Source organism: Marinitoga piezophila KA3, assembly GCF_000255135.1.
GTDB lineage: Bacteria > Thermotogota > Thermotogae > Petrotogales > Petrotogaceae > Marinitoga > Marinitoga piezophila.
In genome coordinates, this window is sequence record NC_016751.1 from 213,745 (window position 1) to 236,311 (window position 22,567).

The window sequence follows — 22,567 nt, forward strand, 5'->3', positions numbered from 1 at the left end:
TCCATTTGGATATGTTTTGCTTATTTTTTCTACTTTTAATAATTCTTCCATTTGTTATACCTCCAGAGGATAATTGCTTAATAATATAAATTTTTATCAGTAAGCTTTTCTAATTCACCTTTTTCGATTTTTAGTTTCTCATCACATATCTCTAATGTTGATTTCCTATGTGTTATTAAAACTATTATTTTTCCTTCTTTTTTTAACTTTTTTAAAATTTCATGTATTATTTCCTCATTTTTCGCATCCATTGCAGATGTAAATTCATCAAGTAAGATAATCTGAGGTTCTGATATTAATGCTCTTGCTATTGCTATCATTTGCTTTTGACCACCAGATAAATTTATATTCTGCACTTTTTCCTCTATTCCATTTTCAAATTTTGATATTATTTTTTCCAGATCAGTTATTTTCAAAATTTCCTCAAATTTCTCTTTTGAAATCTTTCTTCCCATCAATATATTTTCTTTAATACTACAATTTTTAAATAATACGGGTTCTTGTTCCACATATCCAATATGTTTTCTTAATATATTACTTTCTATTGTTTCTTTATCATTTAATTTTATTTTTCCTTTTTTCGGTATATATAGACCTGTTATTACATTAAATAAAGTTGTCTTTCCTACTCCATTCTCTCCTGTTATACATATTATTTTTCCTTTTTGTAGGTTTAAATTTACTGTTTCAAGTATTTTTTCATTATTAAAACCATATTCGATATTTTCCAGTTGAATTGAATTAATATTTTCTATTTTTTTCTCTTCAACCTTTTCTTCTTCATATTTTGTTATATCAACTATTCTCTTTATCCCACCCCATGAGCTTCTAAGTACCATATTTACCTTCATTAATAATTGCAAAGGTGACATCAATGTTTGAATAAATGTCCAAAAAGCTATTAATGTTCCAAGAGTTATTTCATTTTTTATAATTAAATATCCTCCATATCCAAATACTCCAACTGTTATTAATCCATTTATGGAATTACCTATTGCTCCGGATAATTTTATAAATTTTATAAACTTTTTCCCAACATTATAATGGTTATATAATATAGTATCCATCATTTCTTCTGTCCAACTATACACATTCATTACTTTTATTGTTTTTATATTATTTATAATATCTACTAATAAATTTGTAATTTCTCCAAATTTTTCTCTTTCAATAATTGAGATATGTTCTGCTTTTTTATTTATGATCTTCAAAATTAAAAGGGATATTATTGTTAAAATTATTGGCACCATTGCTAGTTTCCAATTTAAATAAAACATCATTCCTATTATTCCTGCAATTTGTAATATCGATAATACAAAAACTGGAAACACCTGAGAAACTACAACTCCAACCATTTCAAGATCTGACATTAATTTTGATATTAACTCACCTGAATTAATTTTCATAAAAAATTCATATGGTAATTTTGTTAATTTTATTATAATTTCTTTTCTTATATCACGTTTGGCTATTAATGCATTCATCTCAAATATTATTTCACCTAAATAACTTATCACAGAAGTTGCAATCAATACTCCTATCATTATAAATATATATTTAAAGAGAATTTGAAAATTTTTTTCTGGTATTACAACATCTATCATATATTTAATCAGCATTGGAAAAACCAATGCTGATATTGCCATCAAACCAATAAATAAAATAGCTATTATTTGTCTTTTCCAATATCTTTTAAATATTTTGAATAAAAAATTATATATTTCTTTTTTTTCTAATTTGTTGTCATCTCTTCTTTTTTCCATATAAATAATTCACCTTCTTTCTTTTCTGAATAATTTAAACATCTTGGATCATGTTTGTTTATATCTCCATAATATTTATATGCAACTGCTCTGCAGCCACCATTACAGGTACTAAATTTATCACACTGAATACATTCTTTTAAATCTAAATTATATCTAAATCTATTCGCTTTTTCGGAAAACCATATATCTTTTATAGATTTTTCGAATATATTTCCATAACTGAATGCCGATTTATTTATTCCTTCTACTACATCACACAATATAACTTCCCCATCAGAACATATTTGCATTGCAACTTTTGCACCGCCACAGGTTATATTTTTTGCAAATTTTTGTAATCCATATGTAATTTTGATACTTCCATTGTATATTTTTTCATATTTTTCTTTTAACGATATTGCATATTTTATTTCATTTTCTGTCAATGTTTGGGATAAAATTCCTCTTCCAATTGGAAGTATAGGAACTACTCTAATTTCTTCAACACCTAAAAAAGGTAATTTCTGAAATAAAATTTCTAAATCATTTAAGTTTTCCTTAGATAAAGTTATTCGCCCCCTGGTTTTTATATTAAACACATTGCACCAATAAAAAGCTTCTATAACTTTGTTAAAATCTTCTTTCTTTAAACCTGTTATTCTGGACCATTTTTCTGGTTCCCATGCATCTATACTTATTTGAATGTTTCTTAAACCCGCATCAACTAATTCTATAATTTTTTCTTTTGATAGAATTGTTCCTTTTGTTGAAACTTCATAATTTATTCTTTTTTTCTCCAAAAAATTAATAATTTTAGCTAATCCAGAATGAGCTATAGGATCACCGCCTGATAAAGATACATATTCTACTTTTCCTAATTCTTCAGCTTCTTCAATAATTGAAATAACTTTTTCGGTTGGTAAATATTTTTTAGTATTATTTGAATTGAAATTACCAAAACAATAATTACAATTTAAAGGACAATAATCCGTTAAAGAAAAACCTATACTATTAATTTTATGTGGAATAATAATAGGACTATCAATTTCAGGAATAAAAAGATATTCATTCTCAGTATATTTCGACAATCTTTTATGTAATTTTTGAGGTAAAAAATTTATTATATTAATTTTATTAAATTTGTCTATTAAAATATGTAAATCATTTTTTACTATATCAATCGAAACTTCATATAAATTTGATATCTTTTCACTAATATCTTCAAAAGTTTTAGTTCCGTCACACAACGATAAAAATAAAGCTTCTGTTTGACTTAAAAATATCAGATTACTTCCACCCACACGCTTTAAAATAGCGCCTTTATTAGTTTTTATTAAATTTACTTTTGGGGATAATAATAATATTTTATTTTTCATTTTGTTCCTCCTTACTTGATAATTTTTAAAATACGTTTCCCATCTTGTTTTATGATGGGAAACGTTTAACTATATTTACTAATAATTATGTAGTTACCATATAACTCCGCATACTACTATAGCAGATTGACAAAAAGAACATTCAACAACAGGTTCTATTTTACTATTAATAAAATAATAACCTTTTAGCATTTTATAACCTCCTTATATTTCCTTCTATTTTATATTTTTCTGGCGCCAGAACAAAACAGCCGGCTGAAAAAATTTAAATTTTTGATATAATATCTACGTAGATATAAAATAGAAAATAGATTCTATCTAACTACTCAGAAAATTCAATTTGGATTTGAGGATTGGTTGAATCTGTAGCATATTCATCATCATTATCTCCTGCAAATATTATTGTTGAAAATATTACTATTCCTATGATTATTAATATAGTGATTTTTTTCATATTTTCACCTCCATTTTTGATTTTACCATTTCTAACATGACTTTCAAGTGTTTTTTCAAAAATAAAAATCCGTTATTTATCAATATTAGAAACTTCTATATTTTTCACAAAGTTGTAAATTATCAATGGTTACTTAATTGTAATTTTTTCTATTTTTCTTTTTTTTATGCCTCTTTTAAACTTTTTATTTTTTTTATTTTATCCTTTTATTCCGCAAAAATATTTGTGAAAAAGTTTTTTATTTTTTATTTTTAAAATTTTGTATCATTTTTATTTCTGTTTATTTTCACAAAATTCAAATCATTGAGGTGATTGTTTGACAATGAAAGATATATCCTTTAAAATACTTATCGATATTATAAAATATGGATACTATTCAACACCAATTATTAATTATATTTATAAAAACAATACAGAAGACGATTTAAAATATTATATTCTATTATTAAAATCAAAATGGAAAAAAGATTTTAAATCTGCAATATTTTATGCAAATAAGGTTATTGCAACAACAACAACAACAATATTAAGAGAACTTGCAAGATTTGAACTCATATCTCTTTATGTGAAAAATAAAGAATTTGAACCTGCTAAAAAACAGTGTGAATGTTTAAGAAATAACTTTAAGAATATTTCTGAATATGCCAGGAATTTAATGATTCCTGGTTTAAAATTATTGAATACAAAATATAATATCCTTAATAAGGATTTTAAAGCGTATTCTGATAATTATGAAGAAAATAATGTAGATAAGGCTATTTTAAAATATTCTCAGGCAAGAGAATACATTAAGAATGAAGAATATAATAAAGCATATGAATTATTTATAGATGGTTATTTTCTTGCAAAAGACTTTCCACATCCAACAATGATGTGTAATGGTTTAAATGGTGCTGCATGGTGGATAAGAAAAGTAGATAAAAAGAAAGCTTTAATTGCTGCTGATTTATTGGAGTATTATATCGGTTATTATTTTGAGGATTTAAATTATATTTATAACTGGTTTGATACTATTTTTGAAGTTAGAAGAATTAACAAGGATATAAAAATTTTTGAATGTTGTGATGTTGTGAATGCGATTTATCATAATAATTCAGAAATTTCTATTGATTTAAAATTTATGAAATTTTTATTTTCTCCAGTTACTTATTATAAAATTGATAATTCATTATTTCAGTATATGAAAAATGTTTTGAATTTGAATGATATAAAAAAATATATGACTATACAAAGTGTTACTTTAAATAAATTGATAAGAAAATATCATCTTATTTTTTCCAGTAACCAACCGTATGAAATAAATAATGAAATATTCAAAAGGCAAATAAAGAATTTATTTGAAAAAAATAAAGAAGTATTTTTAAAAAAGACAATTGATCTTTCTGTATTATTTTTAGCTACATATATATCCTATATAAATAAACCCAAATATTCAAAATTACCTCTATTGAAATTAATATTTAAAGATGATAAAAATAAGATTATTAAATTCTTCTCTGCTAATTATGAGAAGATGTATTTTTTTAATGTTATGATGGAGAATTTTCATGAGAAAATTCTCATAGATAATTTACTGAATAAAAATAATAATCCTCAGACTGCCGAAGGCTGTTTATTCTATTTAGCAAGAAAAAAACTCATCACTGAGCTTTTTAAGAAACCAAAGAACTTTAAGGAGTTTGTTTTTAATTATTTTAAGCTCAGTGATGAGGAAATGAAAGTTTTTGATGTGTTTTTAAGAAATTGCGTTCGATACGATATTAAATGGTCCATTACTCCTTATCCAAAAAGCAAGATTCGTGATTTTGCAATTAAATATGGTCTTGGTCAAAAAAGAATTGCTTTAGGTTATTACTCTTTTGAAGATGACGAAAGAATTTTGATTGATGAGATTATTGATAAATTCTTATAACAAAATCCCTATAAATAGGGATTTTATTATATCTATTAAATTTTCTCAATTATATAATCCTCTGTATATGGTAAAATAAATTGGTTCTTTCCAAGGTTACTTGATATTTACAATTTTCCATCCCTTTTCTTTTGTAAATTCTATAAGTGTAATTTTTTCTTCTTTGGCCAATGAAATTAGATTTTCTTCAAATCCGCTTTTTGATACCAAAATAAAATTATCCACACTTATTTTAGATTTTTCTGTTTTGAATTTTAGGTTATAAAAATCTTTTATATTCATCTTCCTATTTCTCCATTTTATTTCTGCAGCATATATTTTATTTTCAAAATCCTTTCCAAGCATATCTATTTCAATATTTTTATTCCAATAATTACCTGCTTCAGCAAGATTAAATTTTTCTTTCAAAAATATTATGCTTTGTTTTTCAAACTCAAAAGAAACATATTGCGTCAAATCATTTTTTATAATTTCAATAACATTGGAATAATCATTTAAATCAACACTATCTTTATGTGGGAAAATGTATCTATACCAGAAATTAAATAATTGATCATCGATTTTATATATAAAGTTCTTTATTCTATGTGGATTTTTAGTAAAAGCAGGATATTCCCTTTTTACTATTTTTAAAAGCTGCAATGATTTTAAATAAGGCTGTATCCTTCTTGAATCGGTTTCACCAATAAATGAGGTTATTTCGTTAATTCTTGTTTTTCCACTGGCGACTGCTTCAAGAATTGATTGATAAATAGATGTTTCTCTTAATTCCTGTGTTAAAATAAAATATGGCTCTTCTTTTAAGGGTGCCCCAAGAGTTAAAAATAAATTTTCTATGTTTTTTAATATATCTAATTGACTATTCCACAATTGAAGATAATATGGAATTCCACCAATAATGGAATAAATTGTCATTAATGAATGATAATCATTATCTGGAATAAATAAATTAATATCTTTAAAGGCTATGGGATTTAATTTTAGATTTCCTGTTTTTCTACCATATAATGGATTATTATAACTTAAAATACCTTCCATAAAACTTATGCTCGAACCACATAGGATTAATTTCATTTTTGATGATTCAAACTCATCAATTAATAATTGTAATATAGAAAGTATTTCCTGATTTTTTTCAACTAAATATTGAAATTCATCAAGAACCATGATTATACTTTCTCTATTTGAATATTCGAATAAAACCCTAAAAGCATCTTCCCAATTTTCAAAAGATATTTTTCCAAATTTCAAAAATTCTCCAACTTTATTGGAAAATGTTTTTAATTGCTCTTTTGGAGAAATTTTTCTAGCTGTATAATATAATGTGTTTTTATTTTTTGTAACTTCTTTTAATAAAAAACTCTTTCCTATTCTTCGACGACCATATAATACAAATACCTCTTTTTTATTTGAATTTAATATCTTTTCAAAAAATTCTCTTTCTTCAAATCTGTCTATAAAAATAATATCACCTCACAATTAATTATACTAAACTAGATTAGTATAATTTAAATTAGTATAATAACACTTATAATTATATCATAAAAATCTAAATAAAAAAACAAGCTGAAAAATCTCAGCTTGTTTTTATTCTGACAAGTCTATAATTTCTTAGAAATTTTTAAACTTCACCTTTCAAATATTTTTTTCTTTCAGTTTCTGGATACTTTTCAATTGCATATCTTAACATTGTTCTCGGCATTTTCTCATAATATTTCTTTAAAAATTCATCTTCAACTTTTTTATTTCTTTTTCCTATTTCACGTAACATCCATCCAACTGCTTTATGAATTAGATGATGTTCATGATTAATAAGAATTTCAGATATTCTAAGTGCATCACTAAAATCATTCCTTTTAATAAAATAAAAAGTTGATAAGATGGCTATCCTTTGCTTCCATAAATTATTTGACTTCGCAAAATCATACAGAAGACTTTTATCCTTTTCATATAAATATGCACCTAAAATGTGTGGTGCAGAACTATCTACAAGATCCCAATTGTTTACATTATCAATATTTTTTAGATATACTTCTACTACTTTATCAGGATATTTTTTATATTTGTGTGTCAATATAAAAAGAGCTAATAATCTAAATTCATGATATTCAGAATTTAAAAATTTCTCAATTTCTGAAAAATCTAAATCTTTGTATTTTTTTGCAAATCTTCTTATAATAGGAACTTTTATTCCCAAAAATTTATCTCCTTTTCCATACCCATCATTACCTTTAAAATACTTTTGAGAATGTTCGGCTCTTTCACTATTTTTAAATTCAGATATTTCAGAAATGATTTTTTCAATTCTTCCCATTATATCACCACCAAAAAATTCAATTTTTTTCATAACACTTCTCTTTTTTAACTTCTTGATAAGTTTTTAAAAAACTCCAATTTAACCACTTTCTTTTTAGATTAAATTCTATATTCTTATATAATATCATAATTTTTCTGGAATAAAGTCAATAATAATATTAAAAAATTTTGACTATATTCCAATTTTATTTTATCATTTTAAAGTAATATTTCTATTGACAAATAAATTTAAACGGTATATAATTATACTGTATAGTATAATTATATATAGTATAATACTGATTAGTATAATACCGAGGTGAGAATATGAAATTTTATAATAGAAAAAAGGAATTGGATTTTTTTGAAAAAATTAAGAATTCTAAAGATAAAAAATTTATTGTTTTATATGGAAGAAGAAGAATTGGAAAGACTACATTAATTAAAAAAGCTTTTAAAAATGAATATAATTCATTCTATTATTTTATTGAAGTAAAAAAGGAAGAAACACTGTTAAAAGAGTTAAGTTTAGCTTTTTCAAAAAGTATATATATGCGATGGTATGATTTATTTACAGAGCTGTTTGAAAAATATGATTATGTTATTTTTGATGAATTTCAAAATTTCTATAAAATCAATCCGGAAATTTTATATGCTTTTCAACATGCCTGGGATGATACTGAAAATAATATTAAATTAATTGTTTTAGGTTCATATGTTGGAATGATTAAAAAAATATTTATGGAAGAAAAGATGCCATTATTTGGGCGAAGTGATTATTTTTTGAAAATAAAAGATTTTTCATTAAAAGATTCTCTTATTATGCTTAAAGATTTTGGATACGATATTATTGAATCTCTGGAAATTTATGGGATGGTAGGAGGAATTCCAAAATATTTATGGCTTTTTAAAGAAAAAAAAGATATAAAAAGTTTAATTTATGATATTTTTATTGATGATTTTTCTCCTTTACGAGAAGAAGCTAAGAATATTTTAATAAGTGAATTCGGTTCTGAACATAAGTCATATTTTTCAATTCTTGAAGCACTTGCTGGTGGAATGAAAACAACATCTGAAATAAAGGATATTTCTAAAATCCCACAAACAAGTCTGCCAAAATATTTAAATGAATTGAGCGATATATACGAAATCATTTCAAGAGAAAAATCGTTGTTTTCAAAGAAAAATAAAGATATTCGTTATTCTATAAAGGATAAGTTTTATAATTTCTTTTTTTATCATATTTATAGAAATTACTCTTTAATTGAATTTTTTCCTGAAAAGGCAATTGAAAAGATTTATAATGAATTTAATACATATATGGGTTTTCAATTTGAAGAGATATGTAAAACTTTTATCCAGGAAAATCCTCAATTATTTGACTTTATACCTGAAAATATTGGAAAAGTATGGGGACGGGTTCCTTATAAGAAAAATGAGTCGTATGATATTGACATTGTAGCTTATGATGAGAATAATATACTTTTCGGCGAATGTAAATGGAATAACAAAAAAGTTGATTTATCAATTTATGATAAATTAAAATTGAGGAGCGAATTTGTAAATTACGGAAATAAAAATAAGAAATTTGTGATTTTTTCTAAAAGCGGATTTGCAGAAGATTTACTTAGTTTAAAAGATAAAAATTTATTTTTGCTTACCCCTGAAAATTTTTAAAAAACAAACTCTTCTGGATTGTAATTTCCAGAAGAGTTTTAATTTATCAGTCTCTTTCCTCAAAATATTTTTTTAATGTAAGATATGTATCGTTTTTTGAAAGTTCAAATATAATTGCATGCGTTTTTTCAGTCATTTTTATGGCATTTATGCTTTCGCCTATATATTCAATAATTTTTTCTTCACTTAATATATTTATTGTTTTTTTCAACATACCGATTTTATTATGAATACTGCTTCTTTCTTTTGTTAAATCACTTCTCGAAATTTCTTTCATTTCATCCCATATTTTTATAAGCCCTTCAAAATTCCAATTGTATTTTTGATTGATATTTTCTTTTGAAAGGTCTGTTTTTATTTTGTTTATATACTCTTCTGCTATTTCATATACTTTATCAACCTTCACGCTAATTTCCTGTAAGTCATTAAAGATATGCAATATACAAAATGTATAGAACATAAATAACATATATGAATTTTTTTCTAATCCGTATCGCTTATATATATCATCTTTAGTGTAGGCGTAAATACTTCTTACACTTCGTGGAATAATACATATATAATTTTCCGATGGAGATTCATATAATGAAAGGTTGGCTTTTTCAGCAAATATTTCAACAATTTTTTTTACTTCTTCATCATTGAAATATATATGAATTAATTCTCTATTTTCCTCTTCTGAAATCTCTGTTTTTTCTATTAATTTTGTTATTATCTGTATTGCATTCTCTATGGATTCCATTTTCTCACCTTGATTTTTTAAATATGTATTCTGTAAATGTAAAATCTTCAATTGTTATTTCCTCTTCAAGGGGTATAATATGTATTTTTTTAAATTCAAATATTTCGTTGAAATCTTTTAAAGCTTTTTTAAATAACGGCTCTCTGGTAATATTTATTGTCTTTAGCTGGTGCATATATAAGACTGTATCCAGGATAATTTTATTTGGTTTTTCTATAATCTGACTTAAATATATTTTATTTTCGACCTCTTTTAAAGCTTTTAATAATTTTTTTAGAAAAGAAATTTGCATTTCTTCTATCATTTTTTGTTCGTCTATATTTTCTACTTCATTTTCATCTAAAATTATACTGCTCTTTTGATTATGTTCATATGAATTATTAAAGAATACATTAAAGGCTATGCTTTTTTTTGGTTTTAATGATGAAAATATGTATATTGAAAAAGGATTTAATTCTTTGTATAAAAATAATTTATCAAGGTATTTCTTTTCAATATTTATTTCATTTATTATATGTTCCCAGAAGTTCTTTTCACCAGCTCTCATGATTTCCGTTGTTATCTGTTGATACTTTGTAAGCAATCTGGAATGCATTTCCCTTGATTCTAATAATATTTTCTTTATATAATTCAGATTTTTTGCTTTTTCTTCTGATAAAGTATCAAGATTGTATTCATCAATTAAAAAGAATATCCTGTCAAATATTTGTTTTTCATTTTGTAATTGATTTAGAGTAAAATCATACGTTTCCTCTATTTTTTTAAATTCCACTCTCCATGGAGCTCTGCGGATTTCATATATTAATTTTTCAATATTTTCCAGCTCTGATGAAACCACTAATTTCAATTTTTCAGCTGAGTTTCTTGCATTTATAAATGTTCCTTTTCTAAATTGTTCTTGAAGAAATAATAATTCCATGGTTATCTGTAGCTCTTTATAAACTTCCAGTGTTTTAAGCATAAAATCCTTGCCTGACTTTGTTAAAGAAACCACCGTTTTTATTCCGCTAATATCCCTTTTGGGAAGTATATCAAGAAAGTTATATTTTATTTTTTTCTCTATTCCCTCTACATAATCATAATATTGAAAGGACAAACCTTTAAAACCATTTTCAAAGATTAGTCTTTCAAATATTTCCTTTAATAGATCCTCAGATATTTTATTATCTATATTTTTCATATTTTCTATTATAGATTTAACTTCAACCTCTTTTTCACCTTCAAGTGTTTTATTAAATATATATATTAGCATGAGTATTCCAATTGAAAAGGAACGTGAAGGAGAAATTTTTTTAAAGGATGTGAGATTTCTATATAATGCTGCAAATTCTCCAATTGTAAAAACTCTTTCATGAAATGTTTTAAACACTTTCACTCACCAGCTTTTTTAATAACTGATAATTAATTGCTTCCTGAGGAATATTCTTCCCTTCTCTTATTATATTTAATAACTCTTTTATAAGGTTATTTTCACTTTTTATACTGAACTTTCTTTCCTTGCTTTTTTTAGATTTTTGATTAAGCATAGCTTTATATCCCTTTTCCCAGGGGATAATATGATGTTTATTATATCTTTCTATTAATTTGTTTAGAATAAATATACCATCATAATCTATATCTCCCCAATAATAAAAAATGGTATTAACAGGCACATATTCATATATAAATTCAAAACTGCGTAAAATCTTTTTTCCTTCGCCAAATATAACTGCATCAAAAGGATTTATTCCTTCTTGGTGTAAAAGATAAAAATTATAAAATGGTGTTTGATTTTCTGATATTAAAACCTTTTTTATATTGTTATTAAATGCAAATATATAAAATGGTTCTCTTGAATCAAAGGTATATAAATCTTCTTTTATGTTTATTTTTATGTTTCTTAATACATTTAGTACTTCTCTATCCCTTTCAAATGCCTTTTCATTATCAAATATTTCATAGGCCCTTTCACGCATAGCAACATACTTTTTATCACCGTTTTTCAAGTAATTATCTATCTTCAAAATAATTTCTCTATCTTTTTGATACTCATTTATATGGTTTAAATAATAATCTATATTTATTTTAGGATGTAATAAAAAGAGTTCGTCTTTTTTATTATTTATATTTATACGATATTTGGCCGGTAATGAGGGATATCTTCCATTTTCTTTTTTATTTTTTACAGGTATTAGAATTCCTTTATTCATTAAATTTGTTATTTTTTTATATATTTCTTCATATTCATTATTTGAAATTTTTTCCAGTTCTTCATAGGTGATATATTTCTTTTTATATGATTCAAGATATTTTTTTAAATTCATATTTTCACCATTCCACATAATACCCTTTTTCAAATGTTTCTTTATGTTCTTTTCTGGCTATTTTTAATATGTTATTAGAAACAACCTTATTTTTTACAAGGACAAGGCTATAATTATAATTAAAATATCTGGATATATTCATGTCATTATGTGCCGTAAAGGTGATGAATTGTGCATTATTCTTTTTCATGAGTATCATTAATGGTGAAAGTATATGTTCTGAACTTGCCTTTCCAAATGGATTATCTGATATAACAACCATATTTCCGCCAATATTATTTTTTAATACTTTTACAATTGATATGTATATTGAAAAAAATGCAAAGAACTTTTCTCCACCAGACCAGGCTGATACATTTTCAAGAAAATACCATCGTGGATTTTCAAATGTTTTATCCGGTTTTAATATTTTAATCTTTATCGGTCCATTATTAACCACTTTTAAGAGATTAAAAATTGAAAAACTAATATTTATATACTTCGTTATCTCCTCTTCGCTTTTAAACTTTTCGTTGTTTTTATCTGTGATATGCTTTATTATTTCATCTATATACTCTGAAATTTTTGAATATGCTTCTTCTTCGTTATATTTATTAAATATTATTTTTATTGTTTCAATTTTTCTATCTTCAACATATATTTCTGAATATTTTGAGAGTTTTTTTAATGCTGACATGTATATTGAAACTTCACTCAGAATATTTTTTATCATCTCATTTTTAAATCGCATGGCTTTTTCTTTATAACTTTTTAATGTGTTAATTTTCTTTTCTATTAAATCTTTTACTGTTATATAGAGATTTTTAGCGGTTTCATAGTTAAATTGAAAATCATTTCTTTCATACAAAAATCCCATATTTACTATTAAATCAAATCCTTCTTCTGAAATTAATAATTTTATTTTCTGCCAACCATCTGATATCTCTTCCCTTTTCTTCTTTTCGGTATTTTCCAGATCTTTTAATTCCTGAAAAACTGCTATAAAATTATTATGCAAATGTTCTTTTTGAAATACTGATAAATTTGTTATTATCTGTTTTCCAGGGAATTCATATGGTTGAAGTAATTTTTCTTCATCATTTATATTCATTTCCAGACGCTCTATATTTTTTTCAAGCGCGTTTATTTGATTTTCAATTACTGATAAATTTTCTTTTTTGTCGGATAATTCTTTTTCAAATTTTTCTTTTAAAATAATATATTTTTCTTCAGGAATTTCTTCTACTTCAAAATTGGTTATATCCTTTTTCAACAATTTTATTTCGGCTTCAATTTTTCCAATTTCTCTATTGAATTCACCTATTTCATTTCTATAACGCCTAATATTACTTCGATAATAACTTTCATCTTTTAATTCTGCATTTTTAAGATTTTCAAGTGTTTCCAATTCATATTTATAGCGTTTTATTTTCTGTAATTTATTATTGAGCTTTTTCTGTAATTTTTCTTTCCTTTTATATAATTCTTTTGTATCAATTTGCTGTATAAGATATTCATAGCGTGAAGACAATTCATAAATATCTTCGTTTTCATATTTCCATATTCCCTTTTCATATATATTTAAATATGATTTATATTCAGACTTTTTTAAAAATGTTTCATCTTTTTCTGCACTGATGTATCTCTTTTCTTCTTTAAGTTTTTCCAGCTCTTTGTTTAATTCCAATAATTTGAGATCTATAGATTCTTTTTCTCTATATAATTTTTTATTGAATTCATTTATCTGGAATATATCTATTCCAAATCGGTCATTTAATGTGTTTCGAATATCTCTAATTTTCATCTGTTTTTCCAGTAACTGATTTAACTTATTTGATATCTCTTTTATTTCCGTTTCTAATCTGGATTTTTCATTGATAAGTTCTGCTTTTTCAGAATTTAATTTTGAAATCTTTAATAGGATATTATCTTTATCTTTTTCTAAAACCTTTATTCTTTCTTGAAATTCATTATCTTTTTCAATATCATTTTTTCCATATAGATTTTCAAATTTAATTACAATATCCTGATATTCTTTTATACGATTGTATTCTTCGGATATACTTTCCAGCTTTTTTTCTAATTTTTCTTTATCTGTTTTATATCTCTCATATAATTCTTCAATAGAAATTTCACCAGAAACAAATTTATGATAATCATTCATAATTATCTGAATTCCAGAATTATAAATACTATCATTTATTTCATAATTTGCAAGATTTTCCCTATTTTGTATAAAAATTATGTCATTTGAAAATCTATATTTTCTAAGTTTTTCAGATAATTTTTTTATATCCTTTTTTTCCACTATAATAGAATTTAACAATATTGGATTTTTGTGTTCTATTCCATCTCTTAATAATTTATATCCTGTTGTATAATCATAAAAATTTTTCTCCTGAAGATAATTATCAAGTTTTTCTATAGATTCCGGTATTGGAATATAATTATCTCTTTTAATTCTATCCATTAAAATATCTATAGCTGTTATTTTTTTTGAAATTGATTCTTTTTCAATAAGCAACTTTTTTGAATTTTCTAAAATCTCTATATATAACACTTTAAAAGTTTTTACTCCATACAGTTTTTTTAGAGCATCAATATCATTATATAACTCCTTAAACTTTTCATATTCATCTTTTAATTCTTTTATTTTTTCGACTAAGTTTTCTTTTTTACTTGTATTACCTATTAAATCATTATCAATGGTTTTTATATTGATGTTTATTTCACTAATCTTTTCCTGAATAACATTTACTTTATTCTTTATCTCTTCTATTTGAATATCAAGTGTTTTTATCTTTTTAATTTCAATTATTTTATTTATCTCGGATAGCTTTCTTTCAAGGTATTTTATATCATTAACAAGTGTTTTGATTCTATTATTTTTTTCAGATATGATTTTTATAACTTTATCTCGTCTAACTTCAAGTTTATATATATTTGATTCCAGATCCCTTAATTTTTTATTTAATTCTTTTATCTGCATATCATAATAATCATATAATTTTGAAGATACCTTTTTTATTTCTCTTTTTAAATCTTTATTTGAACTCTTATTTTTTATTTCTTCATCAATAACATTTATCTCATTTTCTAATTCACAATATTCGAGATACTCATCCAACGCTTTTTTTAAGGATATTTTTTCTTCCTCTTCTTCAATTAACCTTTCATATTCGTATTTTGAATCTTCAATTTTTTTAAGTTTTTTCTCATTATTTTTTAATTGATATAATAAATAACCGTTTTTTATATTTTCAATTTTATGATAAATAAAATTTATTTCATTTTGAAGATTTTCAAAAATAGCCGTGTTTTTCACATACTCTTCTTTATATTCTTCTTTTTGAATTTTTAATAATCTATTTATTTCAAATAATGTATATATCTTTTTATTAATTTCAATCTGCGTTTGATATAATTTTTCCAGTTTTTCTACCTGCACTTTAAATAGATTTTCTACCCTTTTACTATCTTCAATCTGTTTTTCCCATATTGGTAGATTTTTAATATTGTCAATTTGTTTTTTGAAAGCTTCAGCAATTTCATTATTTGATTTCTTTCTTTTCAAAGAATACGTAATATTCGGTATAATAAATTGAGAAAGTAGTTTTTCTGTACTTTTCCTTGCTCCAGAGGATATAAACTCCGATACCCCACCTTCGATACGATTGGTACGTGCCATCATTTCCCATTCACTTTTAAATATTCTATATGTTTCAAGATATTTTCTATATTCACTTTTTAAGGTTTCACCGAATATTCTTATGTTATATACTTTCTTATTTCTTTCAAGGTATTCACGAAATTCATTATATTCTACAACTTCACCATTTTCTTTTACATATTCTATATCCTTTAATGTATAATCATATGGAATTTCTATAGTGTAATTATAATAATTTATCCTTTCCGCCTTTTTAGCAACAAACCCTGTAATTAGTTTCTTATTGTTATCGAGTATATGACATAATGTTATATGTGCTGTTCCCTCAATATCCTTTAGCATTGTCTCAAAGGTTCTACCCTCTGCAGAGATTTGTCCAGGAATAATTGTTTGGAATAACAATGAAATAATAAAGGTTTTACCAGAACCATTAGCTATTATAATATTGGTATTTTTTCCAGACATTTCAATATATAGATCATTTATTTTCTTTGTTTTATTATCATAATCAACATTAATTATTCTAAAACTATCTATTTTAGGCATATTAATCTTCTCCCAGATTTATATATTAAATTAGTTTTCAATTATCAATACATTATATTTCAATATCGACATCGCCACCATGTCGCTTTATTTTTAACATTATATCATTTAACGATTTTTTTAATGCAAATATGTTATGTTCATTATCAAAGTACGTAAATACAATCTTTAGAGGTTTTATTATTAGAAGCCCATCAACTACCTTATTTATCTTTTCAAGAACTCTCCCGCTTATTGGTTTTTTTATATATATCTTTAAAACTCCATCTATATTGTAAACTTCAACTATATCTTCTTCATCCTGTTTTTTGTACAAATTCCTTATTTTAGAAACTTTATTTGGTGAAATAAAGATTTTATTAAGTGCTTTTCTTAATTTTTCTTCGGTGATTGGTTTTATGATAAAATAATCAGCACCGAAATTTAAAGCATCAAAAATTTCTTTTTTATTATTTGTAACACTAATAATTATTACTTTTGAATCCGGGAAATTTTTTTTAAGTTTTTTTAATGCATCTAATCCATTGCTCTTTTTCAAAACCAGATCCAGGGTTATTATATCCGGTTGTAACTTTTGATACAAATTAACTAAATTATTACTATCTTCTAATTCGCCAATTACTGTATGGCCAAGACTTTCAATAATTTTCTTTAAGTCTTTTCTTACAACTATATTATCTTCAACAATTAATATTTTGGCCATATATATTCAATCACCTCTATTAAAAATTTTCAGGAAGTATAAACTCAAATGTAGTCCCTTTATTTTCTTCTGAGTAAACCAGTATTTTACCATTAAGTTTTTCAATTTCTTCTTTTACTGCAGATAAACCAACACCTTTACCTCCATATTCATCAGGATTTTCTTTCGTTGTAATTCCATCTCTAAATATAAGATTTAGTATATCTTTTTCTTTTATATTTTCTTTCTCAGCCTTCTCTTTTAATTTTTGCTTATCAATACCTTTACCATCATCGGAAATTTTTATATGTATTTCATTATTTTCAGTATAAACTTTACAATATATATTCCCACCGTAAGATTTTCCTAATATTGAACGTTCCTGTGGATATTCAATCCCATGAACTATTATATTTCTAAATATGTGAATAAGTGATTTATTGAAATTGTAAAATATTTCTGGATCAAAAAGTATATTATCATCAACTTCAACTATAAAATTATCTATTTTCTTTTCAAATTTTTCAGCAAGATCTATAGTATAGTTTTTATACATATTAAAAAGATTGTTGAAATCTTTATAATATAATCTTTTTAATTCTTTTAATATATATTCTGCCTGATCTTCTGGAATACTCTTTTGTACATATTCTTCTAAGGAAAGTATCTTCTTTTTATCAACCCAGATCATCTCATTATTTAGAAATTCTTTACCCAATACTTTTTTTATTAGATCCAGTTCATACATTAAATATGTATCCATTTTTTTCTTTTTAATAAAAGATATTATTTCAGCTTTACTCTTGATGTTTGATTCTTTTAATATATTTATCTCATTTTCAAGTTTATCCAATTCTTTACCAAATTTCAACATATTCCATTGTAAAAATATTCCTTTATATGTATGAATTTTTCTATAAAATTCTGATATAAATTTTTCAATGGTATATAATTCTATATCTTCATATATTTTAGAAGTAACATATTGAAGATAATCGTCTATGTATTTTTTTACTAAATCTTTATATATTATCACATTTAATAACATTTTATTGTTATTTTTTTCCATTTCGAGATTTTTTTCCAGCTGTTTTTTTTCAGTTATGTCTTTTATTATACACATAATTCTTTTTTCAGAATTCATATATATAATCTTATATCTAACCTTTAAAATTTTATCTTTTCTTTTTATTTCCTGCGGTAAAAGTTCTAAATAAACATCTTCCTTTTCCGAATCTTCAAAAATATGTTCAAAAATTCTTTTTTCTATGTCATAATCCTTTTCAAAGAGTAACTCGAATATATTTTTTTTTGAAATATCTTCCATGTTAAAAATATTCAAACATTCGTGACTATATTCATTGTAAACTAAAAAATCCTTCCCAAATGCAAGAAATCCTTCTTCTGAATTATCCAGAAGTAATTTCAGATGCGTTTTGGTTTCATTAAGTAATCTATGATTAATATCGCTTATTTTTGAAATTTTTTGTGTTTGTTTTAATAAGCGTTTATAACTCTTTATTAGATCATTATAATGTGATTTTAATTCTTCATATGAAATATCTTTTTTGATAAATTCTTCATGTTCTTTTAAGTTATTAATTTCATTAAAAAAGATATTTTCAGACATATTTTTCATAATGTCACCTCAAGAGTTTTACTTTTTTATCATTTCAAATGGAATATTTAAATCCTCCATAAAATTTTCTGCAATTTCATATGAAAATTCATTATCTTCATCATAATACCAGTTTATTTTTATTTTTTTATTTTCTTCATAAGCTTCTTCAAGTATATCTAATATAAACATTATAGATTTTGTGCTGCTTGTATTTAAATAACTAATTTCAAATTCAAAAATTACTTCTTCATCAGAAATTTCATTAAAAAAATCTTCTAACCATTTAAATATTGGATTATAAAATTCAAAAGAATTTTCCGGATAAGATTCACCACGTATAGATAATTTCCTTTTTTCTGGATCAAAATTTATTTCAGGTGTAGATTTTGTTGGTTTAATATATAATTTTTCCATTATTGTCCCTCCTATATTTTTACTATTAGTATGAAATAATAAAAATTATTTTCAAGTTTTATGAATTCATACTCTAATTTTCCTTTTGAATGTCTTGCCATTTCCAAAAAACCCAATCCAGCCCCACCAGTATTACTATTTATACTCTCGCGTAATTTCTTTTTATATAATTTTTTTATTTCAGACTTTTCAAGAGAATTAATCTCATCCAATCTTTTTTTTACTCCATTTATATGCTCTTCTCTTATTGCATTTCCTGAACAAATAAAATAATTTTCACCATCTTTACCTACTAATAAAATAGAATCAAGATGAACTTTATTAATATCCTCTTTTGAAAGAATACGTTCATAGTTTTTTATATTCTGGCTTTGTTCAATAAATACTGAGAAAACATTATTTGATCCTACACTCAGATCAGGATCATTTTTTAAATGTTCTCGTAACGCACTTCCAATTTCTTCTATAATACCCTGCGAAAAAGGTCCTATAAAACTAATTATTACATTATTTTCTGTAATTTTGTTTTTCAATTCTAAAATCTTTTTTGGATTCAATTCTCTCCCCCCTAAATAATTAAGAAATCATATTTCTCCCATTTTCTTTAGATTTATATAAAGCTTTGTCTGCCAATTCAATAACCTCATCTATACTCAAACCCTTTTTATATTCTTCAACTCCAAAGCTAGCTGTTAAATTAATCTTTTTCAGAAATTTATCTTGCAAAATTTTTCTTTTTAGTTTTTCAGCAACTTTATGTGCTTCAAATTTATTTGTTTCCGGCAAAAGGATAATAAATTCATCTCCGCCCCATCTAAAAACATAATCAATTTTTCTTAAATTTTGAATTAAAAGCTTTGAAAACGCTACTAAAACTTCGTCTCCAAAGTTATGACCATAGGTATCATTAATATTTTTAAAATAATCAATATCACACAAAACTAATGAAAAAATACGATTATACCTTTTAGCATATTCTATCTCCTGAGAGATTACTTTATCAAATTTTAATCGATTATATAAATTTGTCAATTTATCTCTTTCAGATAAATTTTTCAATTTTTTATTTGAAATTAATAGCTCATCTTTTAGTTTGTGTAAATAGTTTCCCTGAATATCAGAAATATTGGTTATCTTTACAACCTCTTTTAGTAATTTTTCATATTTTTCAATTAGATATTTATATTCCTCTTTTAATTTCTCAAAAGTTATTTGTTCATCTTTTAGTATTTGTTTAGCGTGATTTAATATTTCCATTTCTATTTTAAAATTTTTTTCTAAAATAATATCACCTCAATTTAAACCCTAAAATGGTTATATCATCTCGCTGTTCTTCTCCATTCATATGTTCATATAATGCTTTTTGTAATATTTCCTTTTGTTTTTCCATTGGATATATTTGTATTTCACGAAGCAACTGTATAAATTTCTTTCTTCCAAATCTCTTATTTTGTGGATCATTTTGATCTTCAAATCCATCAGTTGCTAGATAAAAATTCATATTTTTTTCTATATCTATCGATATCTCTTCAAAATCATAATGTGTTTTTGATCTTTTATATCCTATTCCAATATTTTTCCCTTTTATTCTTGTTACTTCTCCATTATTAGTATAATATAAAGATATCCCGGCACCGGCATATAATAATCTGTTTTCATCAGGAATTATATGACAGATACCAATTTCTAAACCATCGTCCATTCTAAAATCCTTTTTATTTGAATTTAATGTTTTTTTAAATATGAGATTTAATCTATTAAGTATTTCTGAAAGGGATAAATGATTAAAATCTTCTGTTATTCTATTTAAAATGGAATTTACTGTCATTGTCATCAATGCACCTGGAACTCCATGTCCAGTACAATCAACTATTGCAAGATAATATGATCCGTCATCATTTTGTTTAAACCAATAAAAATCGCCACCAACACCATTTGCTGGATTCCAGAAAACAAAAATATCTTCAAAATAATTTTTTAAACTATTTTCAGATGGAAGAATTGAATTTTGAATATGCCTGGCATAATTTATACTATCAGTTAATTTTCTATTAGTTTTTTCAAGAACTTTATTCTTTTCTTCAAGAGTCTTTTTTAATTTTAAATTAGAATATACTATATTTTGAATATATAAGAATGCTATTAATAATGTCAATAGAACTACTGAATACAAACTCACACCCTTTATAACAGGCGAAGTAATTTCCGAAGCTTCAACCATTGTAATAACATACCATCCTGTTGAAGGCAATCTTGTGTAGGCAATATAATATTTTTTCGAATTAAAAGTTGATTTAATAATTCCATTATTTCCTTTAAATTCACTTAAATCATTAAATAATTTTTTATTTATATATTCAAGATCTTTATGTAAGATAACCATTCCATCTTTATTTATTACAAAAGATTGTCCTGTTTTATAGCTTAATTCACTGTTAATAAGATTTACAAAATCTTTTATTGAACAATCGGCAGAAAGGACACCTACAACTTCTCCATCTTTTATCAGAGCCTTTCCTGTTGAAATTAACCATTGTTTGCTTGTATATTCTCTATATGGTGTTCCAATATACACCGAATTCGGATCTTTAAGACCTTCTGTATACCACGGCCTTATAGTTGGATCATAGTCTTCAGGAACTTCCCAATTATCAATGATTATTTTTTTATTTTTGTATCCAGTATATATAAACTCAATATTTTTATTTGCGTTTCTATAATTTCTTAATGTTTCCAAAACTTTTTTCTCACTTTCCTTAGAAAAACCGCCATTAATAAAATCTTTATCATTGGCAAATGTTTCAATGATATGTATTAATTCAGTAAAGTAATCATCAATAAATGTTGAGATTACAGAATTTTCACTTTTAATATAATCCTGTGATTTATTTAAATTTGTATTGTAATAATATACAGCAGAAATAACGCTGATAGTTGTAATAATTATAAATGAAATAATCAAAGCTAAACTAAGCAGTCTATTTTTTTTAAAATCACTTATAGCCATCATTCACCTCTCGATAACAAAATATTATAATATCATTATATCAAAAAAAATAGGAATTGTAAATTCAAGAAAATCATACTGTTTTTTTATTTTTGAAAAGAGTCTTTTTAACAGTATAAATTACAAATATACACAATAAGAGTT

17 protein-coding genes are annotated in these 22,567 nt (G+C 24.1%); 2 read left to right on the forward strand and 15 right to left on the reverse strand.

Features of this window, described 5'->3' with window-relative positions; translation table 11 throughout:
* Positions 1-77: 77 nt before the first annotated feature.
* The 3 genes from MARPI_RS01055 to MARPI_RS11280 all read right to left on the reverse strand — a co-directional run bounded on the left by MARPI_RS01055 (position 78) and on the right by MARPI_RS11280 (position 3,575).
* Positions 78-1,763 carry an ABC transporter ATP-binding protein gene (locus tag MARPI_RS01055; RefSeq protein WP_014295735.1) on the reverse strand — a complete coding sequence of 562 codons (1,686 nt, stop codon included), beginning with the start codon at positions 1,761-1,763 and terminating at the stop codon, positions 78-80.
* Complete coding sequence (locus tag MARPI_RS01060; RefSeq protein ID WP_014295736.1) at positions 1,733-3,121, reverse strand: radical SAM/SPASM domain-containing protein; 1,389 nt, start codon at positions 3,119-3,121, stop codon at positions 1,733-1,735. Before MARPI_RS01060 ends, MARPI_RS01055 begins: the two co-directional genes overlap by 31 nt.
* A 322-nt stretch (positions 3,122-3,443) precedes the next feature.
* Positions 3,444-3,575, reverse strand: a complete 132-nt coding sequence (locus tag MARPI_RS11280) for a hypothetical protein (protein ID WP_014295738.1) — start codon at positions 3,573-3,575, stop codon at positions 3,444-3,446.
* Between the two features lie 322 nt (positions 3,576-3,897).
* On the opposite strand from MARPI_RS11280, the gene MARPI_RS11045 reads away from it, so the two are divergent.
* Positions 3,898-5,487, forward strand: coding sequence for a hypothetical protein (locus MARPI_RS11045; protein WP_171814216.1), 1,590 nt, complete (start codon positions 3,898-3,900; stop codon positions 5,485-5,487).
* A gap of 96 nt (positions 5,488-5,583) precedes the next feature.
* Here the strand turns inward: MARPI_RS11045 and MARPI_RS01070 are convergent, their stop codons facing one another.
* On the reverse strand, positions 5,584-6,954 hold the full coding sequence (locus MARPI_RS01070) for an ATP-binding protein (protein WP_337998606.1): 1,371 nt from the start codon (positions 6,952-6,954) through the stop codon (positions 5,584-5,586).
* A 154-nt stretch (positions 6,955-7,108) separates the two neighbouring features.
* On the reverse strand, positions 7,109-7,834 hold the full coding sequence (locus MARPI_RS01075; RefSeq protein WP_014295741.1) for a DNA alkylation repair protein: 726 nt from the start codon (positions 7,832-7,834) through the stop codon (positions 7,109-7,111).
* Between the two features lie 275 nt (positions 7,835-8,109).
* Between MARPI_RS01075 and MARPI_RS01080 the strand changes: the two genes are divergently transcribed.
* Positions 8,110-9,459 (forward strand): ATP-binding protein, encoded by a 1,350-nt coding sequence (locus MARPI_RS01080; RefSeq protein ID WP_014295742.1) that lies wholly within the window; start codon positions 8,110-8,112, stop codon positions 9,457-9,459.
* Positions 9,460-9,505: 46 nt separating this feature from the next.
* Here MARPI_RS01080 and MARPI_RS01085 read toward each other — a convergent pair whose 3' ends face one another.
* Genes MARPI_RS01085 through MARPI_RS10580 form a run of 10 tightly spaced genes read right to left on the reverse strand, consistent with a single transcriptional unit; the run spans position 9,506 to position 22,423 of the window.
* Complete coding sequence (locus MARPI_RS01085) at positions 9,506-10,252, reverse strand: DUF6063 family protein (RefSeq protein WP_014295743.1); 747 nt, start codon at positions 10,250-10,252, stop codon at positions 9,506-9,508.
* Positions 10,206-11,570 carry a hypothetical protein gene (locus tag MARPI_RS01090; protein ID WP_014295744.1) on the reverse strand — a complete coding sequence of 455 codons (1,365 nt, stop codon included), beginning with the start codon at positions 11,568-11,570 and terminating at the stop codon, positions 10,206-10,208. Before MARPI_RS01090 ends, MARPI_RS01085 begins: the two co-directional genes overlap by 47 nt.
* On the reverse strand, positions 11,563-12,522 hold the full coding sequence (locus MARPI_RS01095) for a Wadjet anti-phage system protein JetD domain-containing protein (RefSeq protein ID WP_014295745.1): 960 nt from the start codon (positions 12,520-12,522) through the stop codon (positions 11,563-11,565). The genes MARPI_RS01090 and MARPI_RS01095 overlap by 8 nt, the downstream gene beginning before the upstream one ends.
* Positions 12,509-16,699 (reverse strand): hypothetical protein, encoded by a 4,191-nt coding sequence (locus tag MARPI_RS01100; protein ID WP_014295746.1) that lies wholly within the window; start codon positions 16,697-16,699, stop codon positions 12,509-12,511. The genes MARPI_RS01095 and MARPI_RS01100 overlap by 14 nt, the downstream gene beginning before the upstream one ends.
* A gap of 52 nt (positions 16,700-16,751) precedes the next feature.
* Positions 16,752-17,402: a response regulator gene (locus MARPI_RS10575; RefSeq protein ID WP_014295747.1), complete on the reverse strand. Its 651-nt coding sequence runs from the start codon at positions 17,400-17,402 to the stop codon at positions 16,752-16,754.
* A 19-nt stretch (positions 17,403-17,421) separates the two neighbouring features.
* The gene (locus tag MARPI_RS01110) at positions 17,422-19,020 is read right to left on the reverse strand and encodes an ATP-binding protein (protein WP_014295748.1); all 1,599 of its coding nucleotides are present in this window, start codon (positions 19,018-19,020) and stop codon (positions 17,422-17,424) included.
* Positions 19,021-19,038: 18 nt separating this feature from the next.
* On the reverse strand, positions 19,039-19,416 hold the full coding sequence (locus MARPI_RS01115) for a DUF1987 domain-containing protein (RefSeq protein WP_014295749.1): 378 nt from the start codon (positions 19,414-19,416) through the stop codon (positions 19,039-19,041).
* Between the two features lie 11 nt (positions 19,417-19,427).
* Entirely contained in the window at positions 19,428-19,973 is a 546-nt protein-coding gene (locus MARPI_RS01120; protein ID WP_014295750.1) for a SiaB family protein kinase, read from the reverse strand.
* A gap of 19 nt (positions 19,974-19,992) precedes the next feature.
* On the reverse strand, positions 19,993-20,673 hold the full coding sequence (locus MARPI_RS01125; RefSeq protein WP_014295751.1) for a GGDEF domain-containing protein: 681 nt from the start codon (positions 20,671-20,673) through the stop codon (positions 19,993-19,995).
* Positions 20,674-20,704: 31 nt separating this feature from the next.
* Positions 20,705-22,423: a cache domain-containing protein gene (locus MARPI_RS10580; protein WP_014295752.1), complete on the reverse strand. Its 1,719-nt coding sequence runs from the start codon at positions 22,421-22,423 to the stop codon at positions 20,705-20,707.
* Between the last annotated feature and the right edge of the window lie 144 nt (positions 22,424-22,567).

Excerpts from the sequence above, each read along its gene's own strand:
- MARPI_RS01115 (WP_014295749.1), bottom strand. The coding sequence starts at position 19,416 with ATGGAAAAATTATATATTAAACCAACAAAATCTACACCTGAAATAAAT.
- MARPI_RS11280 (WP_014295738.1), bottom strand. The coding sequence starts at position 3,575 with ATGAAAAAAATCACTATATTAATAATCATAGGAATAGTAATATTTTCA.
- MARPI_RS01100 (WP_014295746.1), bottom strand. The coding sequence starts at position 16,699 with ATGCCTAAAATAGATAGTTTTAGAATAATTAATGTTGATTATGATAAT.
- MARPI_RS01060 (WP_014295736.1), bottom strand. The coding sequence starts at position 3,121 with ATGAAAAATAAAATATTATTATTATCCCCAAAAGTAAATTTAATAAAA.
- MARPI_RS10580 (WP_014295752.1), bottom strand. The coding sequence starts at position 22,423 with ATGGCTATAAGTGATTTTAAAAAAAATAGACTGCTTAGTTTAGCTTTG.
- MARPI_RS01055 (WP_014295735.1), bottom strand. The coding sequence starts at position 1,763 with ATGGAAAAAAGAAGAGATGACAACAAATTAGAAAAAAAAGAAATATAT.
- MARPI_RS01110 (WP_014295748.1), bottom strand. The coding sequence starts at position 19,020 with ATGAAAAATATGTCTGAAAATATCTTTTTTAATGAAATTAATAACTTA.
- MARPI_RS01095 (WP_014295745.1), bottom strand. The coding sequence starts at position 12,522 with ATGTGGAATGGTGAAAATATGAATTTAAAAAAATATCTTGAATCATAT.
- MARPI_RS10575 (WP_014295747.1), bottom strand. The coding sequence starts at position 17,402 with ATGGCCAAAATATTAATTGTTGAAGATAATATAGTTGTAAGAAAAGAC.
- MARPI_RS11045 (WP_171814216.1), top strand. The coding sequence starts at position 3,898 with ATGAAAGATATATCCTTTAAAATACTTATCGATATTATAAAATATGGA.
- MARPI_RS01125 (WP_014295751.1), bottom strand. The coding sequence starts at position 20,673 with ATGGAAATATTAAATCACGCTAAACAAATACTAAAAGATGAACAAATA.
- MARPI_RS01080 (WP_014295742.1), top strand. The coding sequence starts at position 8,110 with ATGAAATTTTATAATAGAAAAAAGGAATTGGATTTTTTTGAAAAAATT.
- MARPI_RS01075 (WP_014295741.1), bottom strand. The coding sequence starts at position 7,834 with ATGAAAAAAATTGAATTTTTTGGTGGTGATATAATGGGAAGAATTGAA.